We start from the raw sequence: 19,372 nt of genomic DNA, 5'->3' as shown, positions 1-19,372 counted from the left end.
ATGATTCACAAAATCTGGTTTGGCAAATCACTTCTCTTTTATATAGTGTGGCCATTATTCTGGCCACTTAGCCGACTTTTTGGTTTTTTTAGCCGAAGGCGACGCCATGGTTTTTTATCAGGAAAGAAGGCGAGTTATCGAGCACCTGTCCCTGTAATTGTGGTTGGAAACATTACAGTTGGTGGAAACGGAAAAACACCTGTTGTCATTTGGCTGATTGAGCAGCTTCAAGCTCAAGGGTATAAGCCGGGAGTAGTATCACGTGGTTATGGTGCCAAGGCACCTCATTATCCCTTAGTGGTTGAAGAGCAAACTTCGACTAAGCATTGTGGTGATGAACCCAAGCTTATCTATCAGCGCACTGGATCACCGGTTGCCGTTTCTCCAAATCGTTGTGATGCAGTGAAAGCGCTGTTACCTTTGGATGTAGACATTATTATTACAGATGATGGTCTACAACATTATGCTCTTGAGCGAGATATTGAGCTGGTTGTGGTAGATGGTCATCGCCGTTTTGGTAATGAGCATCTAATGCCATTAGGGCCTTTACGAGAGTCGACCGCTCGATTATCAGAAGTTGACTTTATCGTAGCTAATGGCGGTGAATCAAAAGCTGGTGAAATGATGATGAGTCTAACACCCAGCCTAGCGGTTAATTTAAAAACGAACTTCAAGGCTCCTGTTGGCCAATTGGAGTCACTTGTTGCTATTGCCGGTATCGGTCATCCCCCCCGCTTTTTTGATACGCTCAAAAGCTTAGGTGCTCAGCCAGTGTTAACTCAAGGGTTTGCCGATCACCAAGACTTTGACCCTTGTGAGTTACACACTTTGGCATCTCAAGGGCAGCATCTTATCATGACGGAAAAAGATGCGGTCAAGTGCAGTGAATATGCCGAAGAAAACTGGTGGTATCTCCCTGTAACAGCGACATTCTGTCACCAAGATGAAGCGCAGATTATAAATAAAATTAAAGAGGTTAAGGAACAGTATGGACCATCGACTGCTTGAGATTGTTGCATGTCCAGTTTGCAAAGGAAAACTGACATTTGATAAAGATAAACAAGAATTGATTTGTAAGTTAGATCGTTTGGCGTACCCAATAAAAGAAGGTATCCCTGTTTTATTAGAGCCAGAAGCGCGCCAAATGAATATGGAAGAGGGAAGGTAGTGGCCTTTACAGTTATCATTCCAGCTAGGTACGGTTCCTCACGCTTACCTGGTAAACCCCTCGCTGATATCGCTGGAAAACCAATGATCCAGTTGGTGTATGAACAGGCGACTCAGTCGGGAGCAGATACAGTTATTGTTGCAACAGACGATAAACGAGTAGAAACAGCCGTTAAAGCGTTTGGTGGTAAAGTATGCATGACTTCGACTGATCATCAGTCAGGCACGGAGCGATTAGCTGAAGTTATCCAAACGATGCGTATAGATGACAATCAAGTGATTGTTAACGTACAGGGTGACGAGCCTTTGATCCCACCAGTGACTATTGCTCAAGTCGCGAATAATTTGGCGAATAGTCAGGCTCCGATGGCAACGTTAGCGGTGGAAATATCTCATCAGGATGAGGTTTTTAATCCCAATTCAGTCAAAGTTGTTACAGATAGTGAAGGTTATGCGCTTTATTTTAGTCGAGCTACTATCCCTTGGGATCGTAATAACTTTGCAAATACTGAAAAGGCGATAGTTCAGCCATTGATGAGGCATATCGGTATTTATGCTTATCGAGCTGGTTTTATAAATACCTATATTAACTGGGAGCCGACAGCGTTAGAGAAAATTGAGAGTTTAGAGCAGCTTAGGGTGCTCTGGTATGGTGAGAAAATTCACGTAGAGATTGCTAAGCAGGTCCCGCCAGCAGGTGTCGATACACCAGAAGATCTAGAGGCTGTTCGCCGAATCGTGCAAACGATCTAGCTTTATTTCTTTAGGACCTTTTATTTTTCGATGTTTATTGAACGATGGGATAAAAAGGGAGTACATTATAGGTGCACTCCCTTTTTTACTAGATGTTAAAGGGGATTATATTTGTCCATCGTACTCGTTTCTTTTAGGGCAAGTTGTCAGAATTTCTCTTCGTCCTGACTCTTTCACTTCTTCCAAAATGACATCAAAACCCCATAAGCGATAAAGGTGTTTTAGGACTTCTTCATAGCTATCATCGAGAGGGATCCTGTCATGTGGCACGTATTGCAGAGTAAGTGATCTATCCCCTCGAACATCGACATTAAAGACTTGGATATTAGGTTCAAGACTGCTTAGGTTATATTGTCCTGCCAGTTTTTCTCTAATATCTCGATAACCAGTGTCATTGTGTATTGCGGTGACTTCAATGTAGTTCTTCCTATCATCATCAGTTATCGCGAATAACTTAAACTCTCGCATCAACTTAGGTGATAAATACTGGCTAATAAAACTTTCATCTTTGAAGTTTTTCATCGCAAAGTGCACGGCTTCAAGCCAGTCTGTATCAACGAGTTCTGGAAACCATTCTCTGTCTTCATCAGTCGGCTCTTCGCATATCCTTCTTATATCACGGAACATGGCAAAGCCCAGAGCATAAGGGTTAATACCACTAAAATATGGACTGTTGTATGCAGGCTGTGCAACCACACTGGTATGGTTGTGAAGAAACTCTAAGATGAAGCGATCTGTGACTAGTCCTTCGTCATACAAATGATTGAGAATGGTGTAATGCCAGAATGTAGCCCAGCCTTCATTCATAACCTGAGTTTGCTTCTGCGGGTAAAAATATTGACTGATTTTACGTACAATACGAACAATTTCTCTCTGCCATGACTCAAGTAATGGCGCGTGCTTTTCGATAAAGTAGAGGATATTTTCTTGTGGTTCAGAGGGGAAGTGAATTTTAGACTGCTCCTGTTCTACCTTGCCTTTGGGTACAGTACGCCACAAATCATTGACTTGAGATTGAAGATAAGTCTCACGTTCTTCTTGGCGCATCTTCTCTTCAGCAATCGAGATTTTCTCGGGACGCTTGTAGCGGTCTACCCCGAAGTTCATCAACGCGTGGCAGGAATCCAGTAACTCTTCGACTTCTTTAACGCCATACTTTTGCTCACATTCCGCAATATAGTTTTTAGCGAACAAGAGATAATCGATGATGGAACTCGCGTCTGTCCAAGTTTGAAACAAGTAGTTGCCCTTAAAGAAGGAATTATGTCCATAACATGCATGAGCCATTACCAGTGCTTGCATGGTTACGGTATTTTCTTCCATTAAATAGGCGATACAAGGATCTGAGTTGATGACGATTTCGTAGGCTAGCCCCATTTGACCATGTTTGTAGCCCTGCTCGGTTTGAATGAATTTTTTACCGAACGACCAGTGATTGTAATTAATCGGCATACCGATACTTGAATAAGCATCCATCATTTGCTCGGAAGTGATGACCTCGATTTGATTTGGATAGGTCTCTAACTGATAGTGATCTGCTACACGTTTAATCTCGGCATGATACCGGTCAAGTATATCAAAGGTCCAATCAGGGCCGTCTGGCAGAGTTTTTTTCTTAGTCGCTTTTTTGGTTTTCGTTGCCATCATAGCCTCCCTAAGCCGTTTCTTTTCTGAAAAGCTCTCGGAATACGGGGAAAATATCCTCTACGCTTCGAATATTTTTCATTGCAAAGTTATCGAAAGCATCTTCCAATTTTTCATACTCATGCCACAGAGTTTGATGAGAGCGGCGAGTAATCTCTATATACGAATAATATTGGCAGTTAGGTAGTAAGTTTTTGGTGAGTAATTCACGGCATCTAGGCGAATCATCAGCCCAGTTATCGCCATCTGACGCTTGTGCGGCGTATATGTTCCACTCGCCGATTGGGTAACGCTCTGTGACAATTTCTTTCATTAATTTCAGTGCACTAGACACTATGGTGCCGCCGGTTTCCTGTGAATAGAAAAACTCATGCTCATCCACTTCTTTTGCTTGAGTGTGGTGGCGAATGAATACCACTTCAACGTTTTCGTAAGTTCTAGTTAAGAAGAGATACAGCAGGACATAAAAACGTTTGGCGATATCTTTGGTAGCTTGATCCATGGAACCTGAAACATCCATCAAGCAGAACATGACCGCTTGGCTAGAAGGGATAGGCTTGCGTTCGTAGTTTTTAAATCTAAGATCAAAAGTGTCGATGAAGGGAACCGTATCGATGCGTTTGCGAAGGTCCTTGATTTCCTTCTTGAGCCTCTTTTCCTCCAGTAGCTGAGCTGGTTCGCTCATTTTAACTTGATCTAACTCTTCCTCAAGTTCTCTAAGCATGCGTTTTTTGCCTGCCGTCATTGCCGTTCGGCGTGCGAGAGACTGTTGCAGCGATTTCACAATGGCTATATTTGCAGGCACCCCTGCGGTTTGATAGCCCGCTCTGTGCGTTTTCCATTCCGTGATTTTGTTGATTTGGTTTTTTTCCAAGTTTGGAAGTTCTAGGTCTTCAAATAAAATATCTAGATATTCATCTTTGGATATTTGGAATACAAATTCGTCTTGGCCTTCACCGTCAGGGCTGGCGTCCCCTTCGCCTGAACCTCCTTGACCTCCACCTTTAGGACGTTCTATTTTGTCTCCAGTGATAAACTGGTCGTTGCCAGGGTGAACGCGTTCTTTAACTCCCCCTTTGCCTTGATGGAAAATAGGTTCTTTAATGTCTTTGTGAGGAATTGCAACGTCTTCGCCAGTTTCTGTATTAGTAATTGATCGGCGGTTGACAGCGTCTGCAACGGATTCTTTGATTTGTTCTTTATGACGACGCAAAAATCGTTGGCGGTTTACCGCGCTTTTATTTTTGCCGTTCAGTCGTCGGTCAATAAACTGCGCCATGAGTCATCCCTCGTATCTTACACACTCACAATGAGAGTATGTTCTCACATCCAATACGCAGCCAGATGGTCAAGTCTGGCTGCTAATTCATTGGCCGTATTCCTCTTTTTCAAAGAGGAAACGCTTCTTAGCTATCAAGACGATTTACGTACTCGCAAGTACCACTCTGATAACAAGCGGACCTGTTTCTCGGTATAACCTTTCTCCATCATACGAGCAACGAAGTCGTCATGTTTCTTCTGATCCTCAGAAGAGGTTTTAGCGTTGAAGGAAATAACGGGTAGTAATTCCTCTGTGTTTGAGAACATCTTCTTCTCAATGACGGTACGGAGTTTCTCGTAGCTGGTCCACACTGGGTTTTGCCCGTTGTTGCTTGCACGCGCTCTAAGTACAAAGTTAACAATTTCGTTGCGGAAATCTTTAGGATTACTGATCCCTGCGGTTTTTTCGATTTTTTCTAACTCGTTATTAAGAGCGGAACGGTCAAACAGTTGTCCGGTTTCGGGGTCGCGATACTCTTGATCTTGAATCCAGAAATCTGCATAGGTGACATATCTGTCGAAGATATTCTGCCCATATTCTGAATAAGACTCCAAGTACGCGGTTTGAATTTCTTTACCAATAAACTCAACGTATCTTGGCACCAAATACCCTTTGAGAAACTCTAGGTATTTCTCTGCGGTTTCTTGCGGGAATTGCTCACGTTCAATTTGCTGCTCGATAACATAGAAAAGATGAACTGGATTCGCTGCAACTTCAGTTTGGTCGAAGTTGAAAACGCGAGAAAGAATTTTGAACGCAAAACGCGTTGACAGGCCAGACATACCTTCGTCTACGCCAGCGAAGTCTCGATACTCTTGATAGCTTTTTGCTTTTGGATCCGTATCTTTCAATGTTTCTCCATCGTAAACGCGCATTTTGGAGAAAATCGAAGAGTTCTCTGGATCCTTAAGTCTCGAAAGAATACTAAATTGAGACAGCAACTCTAGTGTACTTGGAGAGCATGGGGCCTTAGATAGTTCTGAGTGGTCGAGCAGTTTCTGGTAAATTTTGATCTCTTCAGAAACTCGAAGACAGTATGGGACTTTTACAATGTATACGCGGTCCAAGAAAGCTTCATTGTTCTTGTTGTTACGGAAGGTTTGCCACTCAGATTCATTGGAGTGGGCAAGGATCATACCGTCGAACGGAAGTGCTGATAAGCCTTCTGTACCGTTGTAGTTACCTTCTTGTGTCGCAGTAAGTAGAGGGTGGAGCACTTTGATTGGTGCCTTGAACATTTCCACAAACTCCATCAGCCCTTGGTTTGCTCGACAGAGTGCGCCCGAATAGCTGTAAGCATCTGGATCATCTTGTGAGTAGTGCTCTAGCTGACGAATATCGACTTTTCCGACCAGCGAGGAGATGTCTTGGTTATTTTCATCTCCAGGTTCGGTTTTGGCAATTGCGACTTGATCCAAGATAGATGGCCGTACCTTGACCACTTTAAATTTAGTGATGTCACCGCCAAACTCATGAAGTCTTTTCGCTGCCCATGGCGACATAATGGAGCGAAGATAGCGTTTCTCAATATCGTACTCGCGTTTTAGTAGATCACCATCTTCTGTCACATCAAAGAGGCAGAATGGATGATCATTAACAGGGCTTCGCTCCCCATTTGCTGAGAGTACATAAATTGGAACCTGCTGCATGAGTGCTTTTAGCTTTTCGGCTAGTGATGATTTACCACCACCCACAGGCCCAAGTAGATAAATAATCTGCTTACGTTCTTCAAGACCTTGAGCCGCATGTTTAAGGTAAGAAACAATTTGCTCTATTGCTTCTTCCATACCATAAAAGTCTTTAAATGTTTCGTACCGAGATATTACTCGATTAGAGAAAATTCTGCTTAGGCAAGGGTCTTGCGCAGTATCAATTAATTCTGGTTCCCCAATAGCCATCAGTAGGCGCTCTGCTGCGTTAGCGTAAGCACTTTTATCATCTTTACAAAGCGCCAAGAAATCTTGCAAAGATAACTCTTCATCCTTGGCTGCTTCATAGCGTGATTGGTAATGGTCGAAAATACTCATAATGACTTCCCCTCTGAACCTGCCTTACAGACAATCAACCCGCATAGAAAAAACAAATCCCTTCATAATAAAGAGTAGTTGGTTTTTAGAATTTTGCTTAAAAAATATGTATTTATTTGCAAATTGTGATGTTTGACCACTTGCTTAAAGTAAGGCCATTAAGACGCAGTAAACTTCGTCTTGTAATAATAAACTTATTGATGGATGTGTTAGTTTTTGAAATTGTTCGAAAGTGGGCTTGTTGAGGTGGAGTGCTGCCGAGCGGCAGCGCTCTGTGAGTCAGGCATTTATTATTCGTGTAATTTCATTATCACACAAGTGATACTGGCGTGGACATGTACGCCAAACATCCAACATTCGATGATATTTGTCTAACATTGGCATTTGAGCGTTAAATTGATGAGTTTGATCAAAGCTTGGATACGCACCTTCTGAAGAAACTAGAAAGCGAACATAGTGTACATACTCAGACTCGGTAGCCATATCAAAACCAAGGAAGGTAAGCCGTCTTGGCTCAATCTTGTTTTGAGCTTCTTGTGTTAGCCCCTTGTATGACTCTTGCATCGCATGGAACATTTCCATCACATCGATAGTTTTTCTACATTCTACTTCGTCGAGGACGCCGAAGTTCTTGTCTAGCTCACGCAAATGAAGAGCATAGCCTCGCTCTACTATATTCCTGAGCCGAGAATATTTTGCTTTGTTTTCTGGGTCTAGCTGTGACATCAGCTGATATTGGTTTGACAGAATCAAACGCTGAGCGTTGGTCATTTCCATAATCTTTCCTTTAAAGTCTGATAAATTTTGCACTGCGTTCAGCTTATCGATTAGGTAATGATATAAATATGATCTCAACACATGTTTTCTATGAAAAAGTAGGGAATTTATGGCGTCCTGCAGGCTACTTATCTCGGTAATGATTGTAAATATAATCTCGGTCGGAAAGACACGCAGCCACTCAACTGTTTAAACCAGCGATATCATCAAACTTGGCGACTCGCTTTTCGGTACTGGTTAAGGTTATGGTCGCAGCTTGAGGTAAATTCTGAATTCTACGCTGTTGTGACGCGATTGGTCATCAGTAAAATATCAAGACGACTCCCGATCCCAAGTGGCCCCATAAGAGCCCTCATTTAAAATGATGGCTCTCTATTTCTCAATGAGATATATAAAATATCATCTAAATTAGTTCATATAATTTATCACAAACAGATTTTACGAATTTATCCAATAGATTTGCGTTTGCTTTAGAGGATGAATTTATAACTTCTTCATAAACAAATTTTTTATCCTTAATGGATAGATCATTGAATTCATTTATTTTATTGTCATTGTAATTTTCAATGATACTTTGAGACTTCTTTTCAACTATATGTGAATATTTAATTCCATCTTTTTTCATAAAGGATGATATGAAACTAGATAACATCGATATGTTATCTCTCGTTTTATTCATCTCATGGTTTCTTTGCAAGGAAGCACCTTCACTTAAAATGGAAAGAACACTCAGCTCGGCTAAATCTTTAATCTTCCGTTCTTCTTCAAGTGTAATATGTCCACTTTCATCTCTCAGAGATTGTAATCCGTCAACCATTTCCTTTACTTTTTCATCTATCATTGATGACTTTATTTCGTTGATTTCTTTTGGCATATTAGATATCGGACGTGTATACAATTCATCACGTATAATAGAATCTCCAATTAAGGGTATATTCTTTATAAAACCTAACCATCTATCCTCTACGTTAGAGACTCTAGTAACCTCTAACCTATTAGTGGTTGACTCTAAAGCGCCTCCAGATAAGCCTTGATAATTTGTACAATGATGGGGGGAAAGTTCAGTTGGTCTCATGACAATACAACCATAAAAGTTTAATTACATTATTAACATTAAAGACCAAGCCTAACTTCAAATCACATGGTTAAAACTGAAATGTTCCGTCAATTTCCTACTCACTCAAAAACTTAAGATTGTTCTACGAAACTTTTTTAGGACACTTTTCTAAAGGATTTTTCATAGTCGGTCGGTGACATATTGCAGTTAGTCGTATGTAACCTAGGGTGAGGTCGTGAACGTTTTTTAGTCAAAATTACGAACGATTTGACGATTACATTTAGCCGTGATCATATACTCCCTTTTTCGCGAGAGCACCATGTACATTGACCACTGCAAAGAACACTTTCAAACAATTATTGACCAACGCCAAGGGGCTAAGGTTACTTATTGTCACTTAATATGATCAGTACTTATGCTTCATCAAACAAGCTCGTATTGGGCCAGCTAAAAACCGAGCAAAAAGGTAATGAAATAAAGGCAATCCCTGAATTGATAAATATGCTCGATATTAAGGGAGCTTTGGTGACTATTGATGCAATGGCCTTTCAAACCATCGTAGAACAAGGTGGAGATTACTGGCTTGCGGTTAAGTGTAACCAAGGAAAACTCTGACAAGCGATAGAAAAGGCGTTCTCATGTCAGCGAGCAAGTGTGGCAGGTGACATCTCGTTTGAAGAAGGGCATGGGCGTATAGAGTCTCGCCAATGCTATGTCTTTGATAATAAGAAAATTGAAGGTAACTTCTCTCGCTGGAAAGGCTTAAAGAGCATTGTTATGGTTGAAAACCTCTGCCTTGAGAAAGGAAAAGCAATCTACCTAGAGTATCGTTACTACATCAGATCCAAAGAGATTAGCGCAGAGCAAGCTGCGATGACAGTTAGAGAACATTGGGGTATAGAGTCAATGTATTGGGTGCTTGATGTAAGCATGAATGAAGATGTGTGTCAGATATACAAAGCTCATGGTGCAGAGAATCTGTCTTGCTTACGTCATATGAGCCTGAATATGTTTCGAGCAGAGTCAACCAAGCTACGCATTGTTGGAAAACAAAAGCGATGCATGATGCATACATCAATGCTAGCGGCAATATTAAGTACTGGCGTTAGTCAGGTGGTGAAAAAGTGGGGAATCTATAGCGTTCTGCAGGCTACTTATCTCGGTAATGATTGTAGATATAATCTCGGTCGAAAAAGACACGCAGCCACTCTGGTTTAAAGACGGCTAAAATGGTAACTGCTACACCATTTAGTAGTCCTTCAGGGAATGCAAGTAAAGGCATAAATATCAGATAGTTATCTGATATGGTCGTCCAGTCGTAAGCGCCAAGAGATAGCAGATAAACTGCATTCGTTAACAGGTGCATGCTGCCAGTGAAAGCGCCGTTAAAGAAGCCTGCTACAAAAATAAACACAAAAATATTTCTTGGTAGATATAAGTAGCTCAGCAAGAAAACACTGTAACTGATTAATATGGGTATAAAGCCCGATAAAACAATGTAGCTGGGTAATTGATAGGGATCAATTTGACCGAAAAAACAAAGTGATATTGAAATTACAATGGTTAGACCACAAGCACTTCGCCAGCCATACATAAGGGTTAAAGTAGTGAGCGCTAAGAAATGAATGGTTAGGTTATCTTTTACACTGGCTTCAAGTGGCCATAACAGGGCCAATAGAATGATAGTCCCACATGTAACATGCTGAAAGTTCATTTCAAGGCGCAGCTTAGACATTAAGTTTAATGCAATATCCTTCCACACCCATTTAATAGAGAGCAGAATAATGGTTAGGAAACACAGCTCTGATAGTTGCAAAGCAATTTACTCGAAATACCAGTCCAGATAGTCCTGGCATTGTTGATGAAATAACGATGTTTTGGAATCAGTATTTTACGTTAGAGTGATATTGTTCAATAACTGATACCACATTATCCATAGTTTGCTTGGATGGCGGTTCAACACCCTCAAGAGGGTATTCTAAGCCTAAAGCCTCCCATTTGTGGGCACCTAACTTGTGATAGGGCAGTAGTTCCACTTTTTCTACGTTGTCCATATCTTGGATGAATCTTCCCAGAAGGTGGGCATCTTCTGCGCTGTCGGTGTAGCCTGGTACGACTACATATCGTATCCATGTCTTTTGCCCAATCTTTTGTAGATACCGAGCGAAATCTAACGTACGTTTATTTGAGACACCAATAAAATCATGATGCACCTCGTCATTGATATGCTTTAGGTCTAGCATGACGAGATCCGTTGCTTCTAGCACTTCATCTATAACCTGACTGTGCTTACGAATATAGCCGTTTGTATCTAGGCAAGTGTGAATACCCTCAGCCTTAGCCGCACGAAAAAAATCCCGCACAAATTCTGGCTGTAGCATGGCTTCTCCACCAGAGCAGGTGACACCACCACCCGATGCGTTCATAAAATGGCGATAACTCTTTGCTTCGTTGATGATCTCTTCAACAGTTATTTCTTTACCAGTGTGGGTATCCCAAGTATCTCTATTGTGACAATACATGCATCGCATTAAGCACCCTTGCATAAACACGATAAAGCGAATTCCGGGTCCATCAACAGTTCCACAAGATTCGAAAGAATGGATACGACCAATCGTTGACATAGACTCTTCTCTGGCGATTTATTTTTCGTTATTTTATTACAAAAAGTAGGGGTAATATAGGTTTTTAAGGGGATCAAGCTAAGTTTCTAGTAGCTAACAAAAAAAGCGTTACATAGACTAATATATAGTTAAAGAAAATATCACGTAATGTACAATTTTTTAACTATATACATACAAGTCGGCTAGGCAAGTTTGGAATACATCAACTGATGTAAAAGGATGTTCTATGAATATACTTGCGCTTTCTCAGAAACAAAAAGTCACCTTGTTTCTTATGGTGCTAACCATAGGTTTTATTATGCTTGCGGTGTTTACTTCTTCTCGACTGACTTATATGAGTGAGCAGTATAATCGCAGTGGTGATATATCGTCTGGATCGATTTCGATATACCAAACTCAAAGCAAGATTCTCATACTGAGTAGTGAATTAGACAATTTGCAAGGCTCTCAAGTAGCAAAAGCGAAAGAGGACATCTCGGATATCGTTGCCGCCGTTAACAATGACTTGTCTCTCTTAAACACACTGGGTTTGGAGAGCTATGCGACTGAATTAGCAACGAGTATTGGTGATTTCGAAGCGGCGGTAATCCCTTGGTTAGGTCTCAAACAGGAGTTGGGGTTCAATATCGAAGAAGGGAAATTGGGAGAGCTTAAGCAGCTCGCCACTATTGTTGAACAAAAAATTGCTGAGACAGGTATGGTGACGCTCAATTCTGATTTTCAGGCAATGGTGAAATCCCAACAAAATTATTTGCTTCAACCTAATGAGAAAAACCTTAAGTTGTTTAATCGCGCCATGGGTGCATTTGAAAGCATGTCCAATGTGTATGCAATGTTGGACCTTTACGAAAAAGAAATCGAACAATATAAAGCTACGTTTAAAAGGGTAAGTGAGCTCTCAAAACAACTGGGTAGTGTCGAACAGCAACTCATTTCTACAAAAATGCAGCTTAAAAGCATTATTGCTGCTGCTACTGGTGAGCTTGGTACCATCAGCGCTCAGTATCAATCTTCAGCGGAAAACTCTTCAGGTCAAACGGTATGGTCAATTTTGGTGGCGTGTATTGTATTGGCAGTGTTCACCATATCGATCTTTATCATGCAAAGTAGTTCGCTTTCTCGTTCGTTAGCGAAGACTCGAGAGATTCTGCATAATTTGTCAGAAGGGGATTTATCTAAGCGTATGACGCTTACTAAAAACCCCAACGATGAGTTTAATCGACTGGCATCGAGCATAAATGAAACATGTGAGAACTTGGGTGAACTCGTATCAGGGGTGCAAGCGAGCAGTGAAGCTCTATCAGAGAATGCGGCCGAATTGAATAAGGGTTTAGATCTATTAGCACACCATCAATCAGAAGTACTAGGGCAAACCGAGCTTCTGGCCTCTGCGACCGAAGAGGTCAGTATCACTACCCAAGAAGTCTCTGGATCTCTGGAGCTGGTGGCTGAAATTAGCCGCAGTTCCACTCAGTCTGCAGAGAATGGAGCTCGTATTATCAAGGCTGCTATTGGGTCGATAGAAGAAGTTGGCACCATCTTAACGTCTGCTGCGGGACACATTCAGCAGTTAGAAGAAGCATCGGCTAAGGTTGATTCTGTTATGGACATTATTAATGGTATTGCCGAGCAAACAAACTTACTTGCACTGAATGCAGCGATAGAAGCAGCTAGGGCCGGTGAGCAAGGACGTGGCTTTGCTGTTGTTGCAGATGAAGTGCGCAGCCTTGCGGTGAGAACAGTGGATGCAGTGGCGGAGATCTCTGAGACCATAGACATAATGAAGAAAGAGAGCGCCGAGGTCATTCAGTATATGGGGCGGTCGGAAACTTCGATGAAGACAGGGCAAGAAAAGGGACATGAGGCCATGCAGGCGATGCATACCATTACTGAAAAAGCAGATGACGCCTCTCATCAGACCGATGTTATTTTTGCTTCAATTAAGGAATTGGTTACGACCAGTCAGTCGATGGCTGATAGCATGACTCAAATCTCTAGTGCGATGAAAGAGTTGGAACAAAACAATGAGCAGTTACGTTCTGTTAGTCAAGTCGTTGAGGAGAGGGCCGGCAGCCTAAATAGTGACTGCCAGAGATTTACAATTTAGAAAAAAGCATACAGTGATAAGCTGCCTGAGCTGTAGATAGATTTATCAGCTTCTTCATAATCTGCTGTTTTTACAGTGGCAGTGGCAGTGGCACCAAAATGCTCGTTATACCAAGCTATTCCAGCAACAGCCGTCGCTTGGTCTTCCTTTAGTGTGACATCATAAATATTAGCGTTATGTCCATTTAGGGCTGCATAGGTATCTACACCGGGACGAGAACCTTCAATAGTAACATCATTAAATCTGTACCTTGCTTCAATCCCACCATACGCGAACCATCCTGACTTTGAAGCGCCTAGCATGCTAGCACGGAACGGATTTTCATTATCTATGTTCGCTGCTCCCATACTACCAGCGAGATCTGCTCCCCAGCGAAACATCAACCCCGTTGATATATCACTACGAAAGTTGCCCAAATTGACCTCTGAAACACTAGATATTTCCCAGTCTGTATTAGCTATTGCGGTATCTCGCCATAGGTTAATATGAGTCAAATACCCTACACTGCCGACGTATCCCTCATCAACCTGATAAACCCATCCTCTGGGCTCATCCGATCCTACAATGCCATGAACGATGTCTTGAGACTCTTCTGCTAATGAATCCTCTCCCGTTGCCCCTATGGTGAGATTAAATCGTTGGGCTTGCTGCGGATGTAAGCTGATGTAGTTAAACTCGCCGTGAAAGTATCCGGCATAAGGCCGGTCATTGATTTGTGGGGTTGTGGCCTCTATATCTGAAGGCGTATACATCTTGTGGCCAATGAGAAATTCTAATTTATCTAATGATGTGCCGCCCCAGTATGACAGGCTAAGAGGGCTGAAAATAGCATAAGGCGTAATCGCCCCTGTGGAATAGGTCAGAAATAGCCCGCTAGTATAATCTTTGTCCACACCGAAAATGCCATCATTATCGATAGTAAATGCCAACGTAGATTTTTCCGATGCAAGGCAGACAGATGAAATCAGCAGGAGAGGGGTAAAAAGAATGCTTTTGATTTTCATTGGCTTGCTCATAATTTAATAAGAGTCTTGATAGTACAGGATAGTCTGGATTAATCGATGATTGGGATAGACATTTGTGCAATGTGTCTATTATTTGCTATAGAGATCAAGGAAGTGGGGATAATTTGGTTGAGGAAAAAAGCCCCGAAATGGGGCTTTAAGTCATAGGATTAGCAAATGTTTACAAAGACTCGGTAAACGTCCTTGCTATGACATCTTGCTGTTGCTCAGCCGTTAGAGAATTAAAACGAACGGCATAGCCTGATACGCGGATAGTCAGTTGCGGGTATTTTTCTGGGTGTTTCACCGCATCTTCAAGAGTGTCTCTGTTCAAAACATTAACATTGAGGTGTTGACCGCCTTCAATCCCTGCTTCATGGTGGAAATAACCATCCATAAGACCGGCCAAGTTTGCTCTTTGTGACCCCTCTTCTTTACCCAAAGCATTGGGTACGATTGAGAAAGTATATGAAATGCCATCTTTTGCATGAGCAAAAGGCAGTTTTCCTACTGAAGTTAGCGAAGCGACAGCGCCTTTTTCATCTCTACCGTGCATTGGGTTAGCACCAGGAGCAAATGGTGCTCCAGCACGGCGTCCATCGGGTGTATTACCTGTCTTTTTGCCGTATACGACATTAGAGGTAATCGTTAGGATAGACTGAGTTGGGATAGCATTGCGGTACGTTTTTAGTGAGCGAATTTTGTTCATGAACACTTCGACTAATTCACAGGCAATGTCATCAACGCGCGCATCGTTGTTACCAAATTTTGGATAGTCACCCTCGATTTCAAAGTCAATGGCAATGCCGTCTTCGTCTCGAACGGGTTTTACTTTGGCATATTTGATAGCAGATAATGAGTCCGCCGCCACAGATAACCCTGCGATACCACAAGCCATAGTACGACGAACATCTCTGTCATGAAGGGCCATGAGAGCTGCTTCGTAGCTGTACTTATCATGCATGAAGTGAATGCTATTTAGCGCCGTAACATATTGCTTGGCTAGCCAATCCATAAACAGGTCCAATTTTTCCCAAACACTGTCAAAGTTGAGAACTTCGTCTGCTACTTTGGGCATCTCTGGACCAACTTGGACCTTAAGCTTTTCATCGACACCGCCATTGATCACATAAAGTAGTGTCTTAGCAAGGTTAGCGCGAGCACCAAAGAATTGCATGTGTTTACCAATCACCATAGGTGAAACACAACATGCAATAGCATAGTCATCTGACTCAAAGTCCGGGCGCATCAGGTCATCGTTCTCGTACTGAATAGAAGACGTATCGATCGAAACCTTGGCACAGAATCGTTTAAATCCATCAGGTAATTGCTCAGACCAAAGTACGGTAATATTTGGCTCAGGTGATGGACCCATAGTGTATAAACTATTGAGGAAACGGAAGTTAGTTCGGGTTACTAGTGTGCGACCATCTAGCCCCATACCGCCCATAGACTCTGTTGCCCAGATAGGGTCGCCAGAGAAAAGATCATCATATTCAGGCGTACGAAGGAAACGCACCATGCGTAACTTCATGACAAAGTGATCAATCATTTCCTGAGCTCTGATTTCATCAATCTTGCCCGCAGCAATGTCACGTTCAATGTAGATATCTAGGAAGGTAGAAGTTCGACCTAGTGACATAGCCGCACCGTTTTGTGATTTAACCGCAGCTAAGTACCCAAAGTAAGTCCATTGAATCGCTTCTTGGGCTGTTTCTGCCGGACGAGAGATATCAAAGCCATAAAACTCTGCCATCTTTTTCATTTGGCCAAGGGCACGATGCTGCTCAGCGATTTCTTCGCGAAGTTGCATCGTCATTTGTAAATCATCACCGTTTTCGAAACGCTCTTGCAGCGAAGCAAACTGGGCCAACTTATCTTTCATTAGGTAGTCGATACCGTAAAGTGCGACGCGGCGATAGTCACCGATAATGCGTCCACGACCATAAGCATCAGGAAGACCAGTAAGTACGCCGGATTTTCGACATTTTAAAATGTCAGGAGTGTAGATATCGAAAACACCTGCATTATGTGTCTTACGGTATTCAGTAAATATCTTTTTAACTTGAGGATCGAGTTCGCGTTCGTAAGCCTTGCACGAGCCTTCCACCATGCGAATACCACCATTAGGAATGATGGCGCGTTTTAGCGGGGCTTCAGTTTGTAGGCCAACAATAGTTTCTAAGTCTTTATTGATGTAGCCAGCTTGATGTGAAGTTATGGTTGAAATGACGGACGTATCGAAGTCAACAGGAGCATGGGTTGCATTTTCCTGCTTAATTCCTTCCATGACTTTGGACCACAAAGCATTTGTTGCTTCAGTCCCTTCTGATACTAGAAAAGATTCGTCGCCCTCATAAGGGGTATAGTTGTTTTGAATGAAATTACGAACATTGACTTCATTTTGCCAATCACCTTCAGCAAAACCTTCCCAAGCTTTAGCAAATTGCTCTGCCATGACATACCTACCTTATTAATTTAAATGAGCACTATCTAGCCGTTGAGCCAACCAGAGTTCTAATACAAGAACGACACTCAATTTTTGAATAACAATATGTATAGTGGGCTAAATTTATCCAGATCCAGTCTCACCATAAATATTGCTACTCGTGAATGATGTTTGCCTTCGATATCTACAATAGTTTAAAAAAAAACTGCAAACCTTAAACTAAATCAATAAATGATAAACTTTTTAAACAAAAATAAGGGCAACAATAGTGTTGCCCTCAAAAGGTAGGGTGCTAAAGCCAAGCTTGAATACCGTATTGGCCTTCAAGCATGCCTACGGCGAGCATGGCGGCTAAGCAGATAACCAATACGCTGACTGGAATAATGATTTTATCTACAAAGGATAGGCGCTTTGCCCGCTCTTTATCACCAATTAGGCCATTATTATCTAGGAGCATGGTCAGTGCCCAAGCTAAAACAGGATTGACAATCGCAGAGCCAAAGATACAAATCCCTGCAGCTTGTGAGTCTTTGCAGTCTTTGACCATCTGCATGCCTGCCTCTAAAAGTGGAAGAGATACACCTACCAACAGAGCGACGCGCATAACAGGTGGCCATACTGCAATATCCATTGGAAACCCGAGAATAGCGATGAGTATCACAAGCAGTCCCAGAAGAATTGAGCCAGCAGGGATTGGGCGTTTGGCAATAGCAGCAGGGATCATATAGGTTCCCCATGACGAAGTAATGTTACCACCACCTATTGCTGTGCCGACCATCTGACGAACCGAGCACATAGTCATAGTGTCATCAACATCCATGAGTACTTTTTCGGTTTTCTTAGGGTAATTTAATTCTTGGAAAATTCGATGACCAAGGAAATCCGGTGACCACATGGCGACAGCTAATATTGCAAAAGGTAAAGATGCGATAAAATGTTCGGCGTTTGGTAGGCCAAGCATCCAGCCTTGCTCAGTATTGCCCCACCAATAAGCTGGGTTTAGGTTAGGCAGGCCAGGTTCAGTAACAAACTCTATGTCAAAACCAGCCCCAAATGTTAGCGCAACGGCTAAGCCAGTAAAGGCGCAAACAGGTATCGCGAGCCAGCGTTTGTTAAGTTTTGCTAATAACGCGTATAAAGAAATAGTAATGCCTAGCACCACTAAGCCTACATAACCCATACTGCCAGCGGCAATAGATGGAGATTGAAGTCCGACCGCCCAGTCTTGGATAGCGTTAATCTGGCTCATGGTGCCTGTTAAACCGAGAAAAATGAGTAAGCCCCCCGCTGTTCCTTCAGAAGTTAGGTTGACCAACTTAGAACCACCTTTAAAGAAACTGAGTAGTAGGCCAAATACACCAATTAATATGGCTAAGGCGAGAGGGTGGGCACCGGCGAGTGCAATGGTTCCTATCAGTGGGATCATAGGGCCGTGATTGCCTGCCAAGTTTGCTTTGGGGTTCACTATTCCTGAAGCCAATATGCAGAATAGAAACGCTGGAATAAGCATCTCAACGCGTGAGACCTCGATGGCAAAATCTTTGCCTAAGTTGATGTGGTCCCAAGCAGCTGTAAGTCCTTCAGCCCAAGACATCATTACTGCTGAATACATGGCGATAATACCCAGTGTTCCTGCTAGAGCGGGCACAAGGTCTTCAAGTTCAAACCTGAAATCTCTTAAGGGTAAGTTCAAGCCGAAACGTCGGGGTTTCATTATCTGTAGCTCATGGTCTAAGTAGTCTGTGCGACATCTAAACTGGGAGGCTGGACGGTGGAGATCACGATAGCTTTTGGCTTCGATATCTGAATCAGAATGCGATGTTTTGGCTGCGTCTGACATAGATTCCTCATATTTAGCATAGAGAGTGTTTGTAGTTAAAGAAGTAAATTGTGTAGATACACAGATGTGCTTAACTACTTTTCTGGGGCCATAAATAGTAATGGGCCAACAGTTGAGAAAGATCTCTCTCTTATTGAGAGTTTTATCTTTTGTGTGAGTGTAAACCGCAATATTGGGAGGTGAATTGATTTAGATCACCTTATAAATAAATATGAAAGTTAACTACATATCAGGTGATTTAGGGAATTGAGAATTGAAAAAGTGAAAGTGATTTTCAAACTGATGAGAGGCGTTAAGCAACCAATTGTGCAATTTATCTCTCTATTGATTAAATTATTGAGATGGTTCCGGTTTTTTATAAAAATGTTAATTTCTTTTAGCGTCTAACCATTCTGCTCTTTTTGTTTTTATGCGATTGATGGATTGGTTCTGCAAAATATTTGCATTTAAATGTATTTAACGTGACTATGAATTCATTTTTGACTGGTTAATGATTTGTTGCATGTTAAGCGGTGCGGTGCTAGTTTGTAGCGAGATAAGGCTTGAATTTAGCCTTTCAGTGCCAAGCTTCTTTGTTTGGATAAGCGATAATAAAACAGGGA

Annotated in this window: 14 protein-coding genes and 1 pseudogene; 5 read left to right on the top strand and 10 right to left on the bottom strand. The window is 42.1% G+C overall.

The genetic code is table 11. The features are described from left to right. Genes lpxK through kdsB form a run of 3 tightly spaced genes read left to right on the top strand, consistent with a single transcriptional unit; the run spans window position 1 to window position 1,920 of the window. The gene (gene lpxK, locus FIV01_RS09040; RefSeq protein ID WP_152430709.1) at window positions 1-1,008 is read left to right on the top strand and encodes a tetraacyldisaccharide 4'-kinase; all 1,008 of its coding nucleotides are present in this window, start codon (window positions 1-3) and stop codon (window positions 1,006-1,008) included. Continuing rightward, on the top strand, window positions 989-1,168 hold the full coding sequence (locus tag FIV01_RS09035; RefSeq protein WP_152430708.1) for a Trm112 family protein: 180 nt from the start codon (window positions 989-991) through the stop codon (window positions 1,166-1,168). The genes lpxK and FIV01_RS09035 overlap by 20 nt, the downstream gene beginning before the upstream one ends. Further along, window positions 1,168-1,920 carry a 3-deoxy-manno-octulosonate cytidylyltransferase gene (kdsB, locus tag FIV01_RS09030; RefSeq protein WP_152430707.1) on the top strand — a complete coding sequence of 251 codons (753 nt, stop codon included), beginning with the start codon at window positions 1,168-1,170 and terminating at the stop codon, window positions 1,918-1,920. Before FIV01_RS09035 ends, kdsB begins: the two co-directional genes overlap by 1 nt. 105 nt (window positions 1,921-2,025) lie before the next feature. Here the strand turns inward: kdsB and FIV01_RS09025 are convergent, their stop codons facing one another. From FIV01_RS09025 to FIV01_RS09005, 5 genes are all read right to left on the bottom strand, one after another. Further along, window positions 2,026-3,564, bottom strand: a complete 1,539-nt coding sequence (locus FIV01_RS09025) for a SpoVR family protein (RefSeq protein WP_152430706.1) — start codon at window positions 3,562-3,564, stop codon at window positions 2,026-2,028. Between the two features lie 10 nt (window positions 3,565-3,574). Beyond that, a complete protein-coding gene (locus tag FIV01_RS09020; RefSeq protein WP_152430705.1) occupies window positions 3,575-4,843 on the bottom strand; it encodes a YeaH/YhbH family protein in 1,269 nt (422 codons plus the stop codon). 134 nt (window positions 4,844-4,977) lie between these two features. Beyond that, a complete protein-coding gene (locus FIV01_RS09015) occupies window positions 4,978-6,912 on the bottom strand; it encodes a PrkA family serine protein kinase (RefSeq protein WP_114784497.1) in 1,935 nt (644 codons plus the stop codon). Between the two features lie 279 nt (window positions 6,913-7,191). Continuing rightward, a complete protein-coding gene (locus tag FIV01_RS09010) occupies window positions 7,192-7,689 on the bottom strand; it encodes a YfbU family protein (protein WP_152430704.1) in 498 nt (165 codons plus the stop codon). Between the two features lie 403 nt (window positions 7,690-8,092). Next, complete coding sequence (locus FIV01_RS09005) at window positions 8,093-8,764, bottom strand: hypothetical protein (RefSeq protein WP_152430703.1); 672 nt, start codon at window positions 8,762-8,764, stop codon at window positions 8,093-8,095. Between the two features lie 375 nt (window positions 8,765-9,139). On the opposite strand from FIV01_RS09005, the pseudogene FIV01_RS09000 reads away from it, so the two are divergent. Then, a pseudogene (locus FIV01_RS09000) lies at window positions 9,140-9,868 on the top strand (ISAs1 family transposase); the annotation flags it as partial. A gap of 28 nt (window positions 9,869-9,896) precedes the next feature. On the opposite strand, the gene FIV01_RS08995 reads toward FIV01_RS09000, so the two are convergent. Beyond that, complete coding sequence (locus FIV01_RS08995; RefSeq protein ID WP_152430702.1) at window positions 9,897-10,562, bottom strand: energy-coupling factor ABC transporter permease; 666 nt, start codon at window positions 10,560-10,562, stop codon at window positions 9,897-9,899. A 67-nt stretch (window positions 10,563-10,629) separates the two neighbouring features. Next, window positions 10,630-11,370 carry a pyruvate formate lyase 1-activating protein gene (pflA, locus tag FIV01_RS08990; protein WP_152430701.1) on the bottom strand — a complete coding sequence of 247 codons (741 nt, stop codon included), beginning with the start codon at window positions 11,368-11,370 and terminating at the stop codon, window positions 10,630-10,632. A gap of 226 nt (window positions 11,371-11,596) precedes the next feature. On the opposite strand from pflA, the gene FIV01_RS08985 reads away from it, so the two are divergent. Further along, complete coding sequence (locus tag FIV01_RS08985; protein WP_152430700.1) at window positions 11,597-13,477, top strand: methyl-accepting chemotaxis protein; 1,881 nt, start codon at window positions 11,597-11,599, stop codon at window positions 13,475-13,477. Here FIV01_RS08985 and FIV01_RS08980 read toward each other — a convergent pair. The 3 genes from FIV01_RS08980 to FIV01_RS08970 form a co-directional block, all read right to left on the bottom strand. Next, window positions 13,474-14,475, bottom strand: a complete 1,002-nt coding sequence (locus tag FIV01_RS08980) for a lipid A deacylase LpxR family protein (protein ID WP_415846743.1) — start codon at window positions 14,473-14,475, stop codon at window positions 13,474-13,476. The genes FIV01_RS08985 and FIV01_RS08980 overlap by 4 nt on opposite strands. Window positions 14,476-14,662: 187 nt before the next feature. Continuing rightward, a complete protein-coding gene (pflB, locus tag FIV01_RS08975; protein WP_152430698.1) occupies window positions 14,663-16,939 on the bottom strand; it encodes a formate C-acetyltransferase in 2,277 nt (758 codons plus the stop codon). A 283-nt stretch (window positions 16,940-17,222) separates the two neighbouring features. Continuing rightward, window positions 17,223-18,770 carry a DUF3360 family protein gene (locus FIV01_RS08970; protein ID WP_152430697.1) on the bottom strand — a complete coding sequence of 516 codons (1,548 nt, stop codon included), beginning with the start codon at window positions 18,768-18,770 and terminating at the stop codon, window positions 17,223-17,225. Window positions 18,771-19,372: the final 602 nt, after the last annotated feature.

This window comes from Vibrio aquimaris (assembly GCF_009363415.1).
In the GTDB taxonomy this organism is placed as follows: domain Bacteria; phylum Pseudomonadota; class Gammaproteobacteria; order Enterobacterales; family Vibrionaceae; genus Vibrio; species Vibrio aquimaris.
This window is presented reverse-complemented; position numbering and strand designations above follow the sequence as displayed.

Bases quoted from the DNA above. Each gene is read 5' to 3' on its own strand.
- lpxK (WP_152430709.1), top strand. From the start codon at position 1: ATGATTCACAAAATCTGGTTTGGCAAATCACTTCTCTTTTATATAGTG.
- FIV01_RS09035 (WP_152430708.1), top strand. From the start codon at position 989: ATGGACCATCGACTGCTTGAGATTGTTGCATGTCCAGTTTGCAAAGGA.
- FIV01_RS09025 (WP_152430706.1), bottom strand. From the start codon at position 3,564: ATGGCAACGAAAACCAAAAAAGCGACTAAGAAAAAAACTCTGCCAGAC.
- FIV01_RS09020 (WP_152430705.1), bottom strand. From the start codon at position 4,843: ATGGCGCAGTTTATTGACCGACGACTGAACGGCAAAAATAAAAGCGCG.
- FIV01_RS09015 (WP_114784497.1), bottom strand. From the start codon at position 6,912: ATGAGTATTTTCGACCATTACCAATCACGCTATGAAGCAGCCAAGGAT.
- FIV01_RS09010 (WP_152430704.1), bottom strand. From the start codon at position 7,689: ATGGAAATGACCAACGCTCAGCGTTTGATTCTGTCAAACCAATATCAG.
- FIV01_RS09005 (WP_152430703.1), bottom strand. From the start codon at position 8,764: ATGAGACCAACTGAACTTTCCCCCCATCATTGTACAAATTATCAAGGC.
- pflA (WP_152430701.1), bottom strand. From the start codon at position 11,370: ATGTCAACGATTGGTCGTATCCATTCTTTCGAATCTTGTGGAACTGTT.
- FIV01_RS08985 (WP_152430700.1), top strand. From the start codon at position 11,597: ATGAATATACTTGCGCTTTCTCAGAAACAAAAAGTCACCTTGTTTCTT.
- pflB (WP_152430698.1), bottom strand. From the start codon at position 16,939: ATGGCAGAGCAATTTGCTAAAGCTTGGGAAGGTTTTGCTGAAGGTGAT.
- FIV01_RS08970 (WP_152430697.1), bottom strand. From the start codon at position 18,770: ATGTCAGACGCAGCCAAAACATCGCATTCTGATTCAGATATCGAAGCC.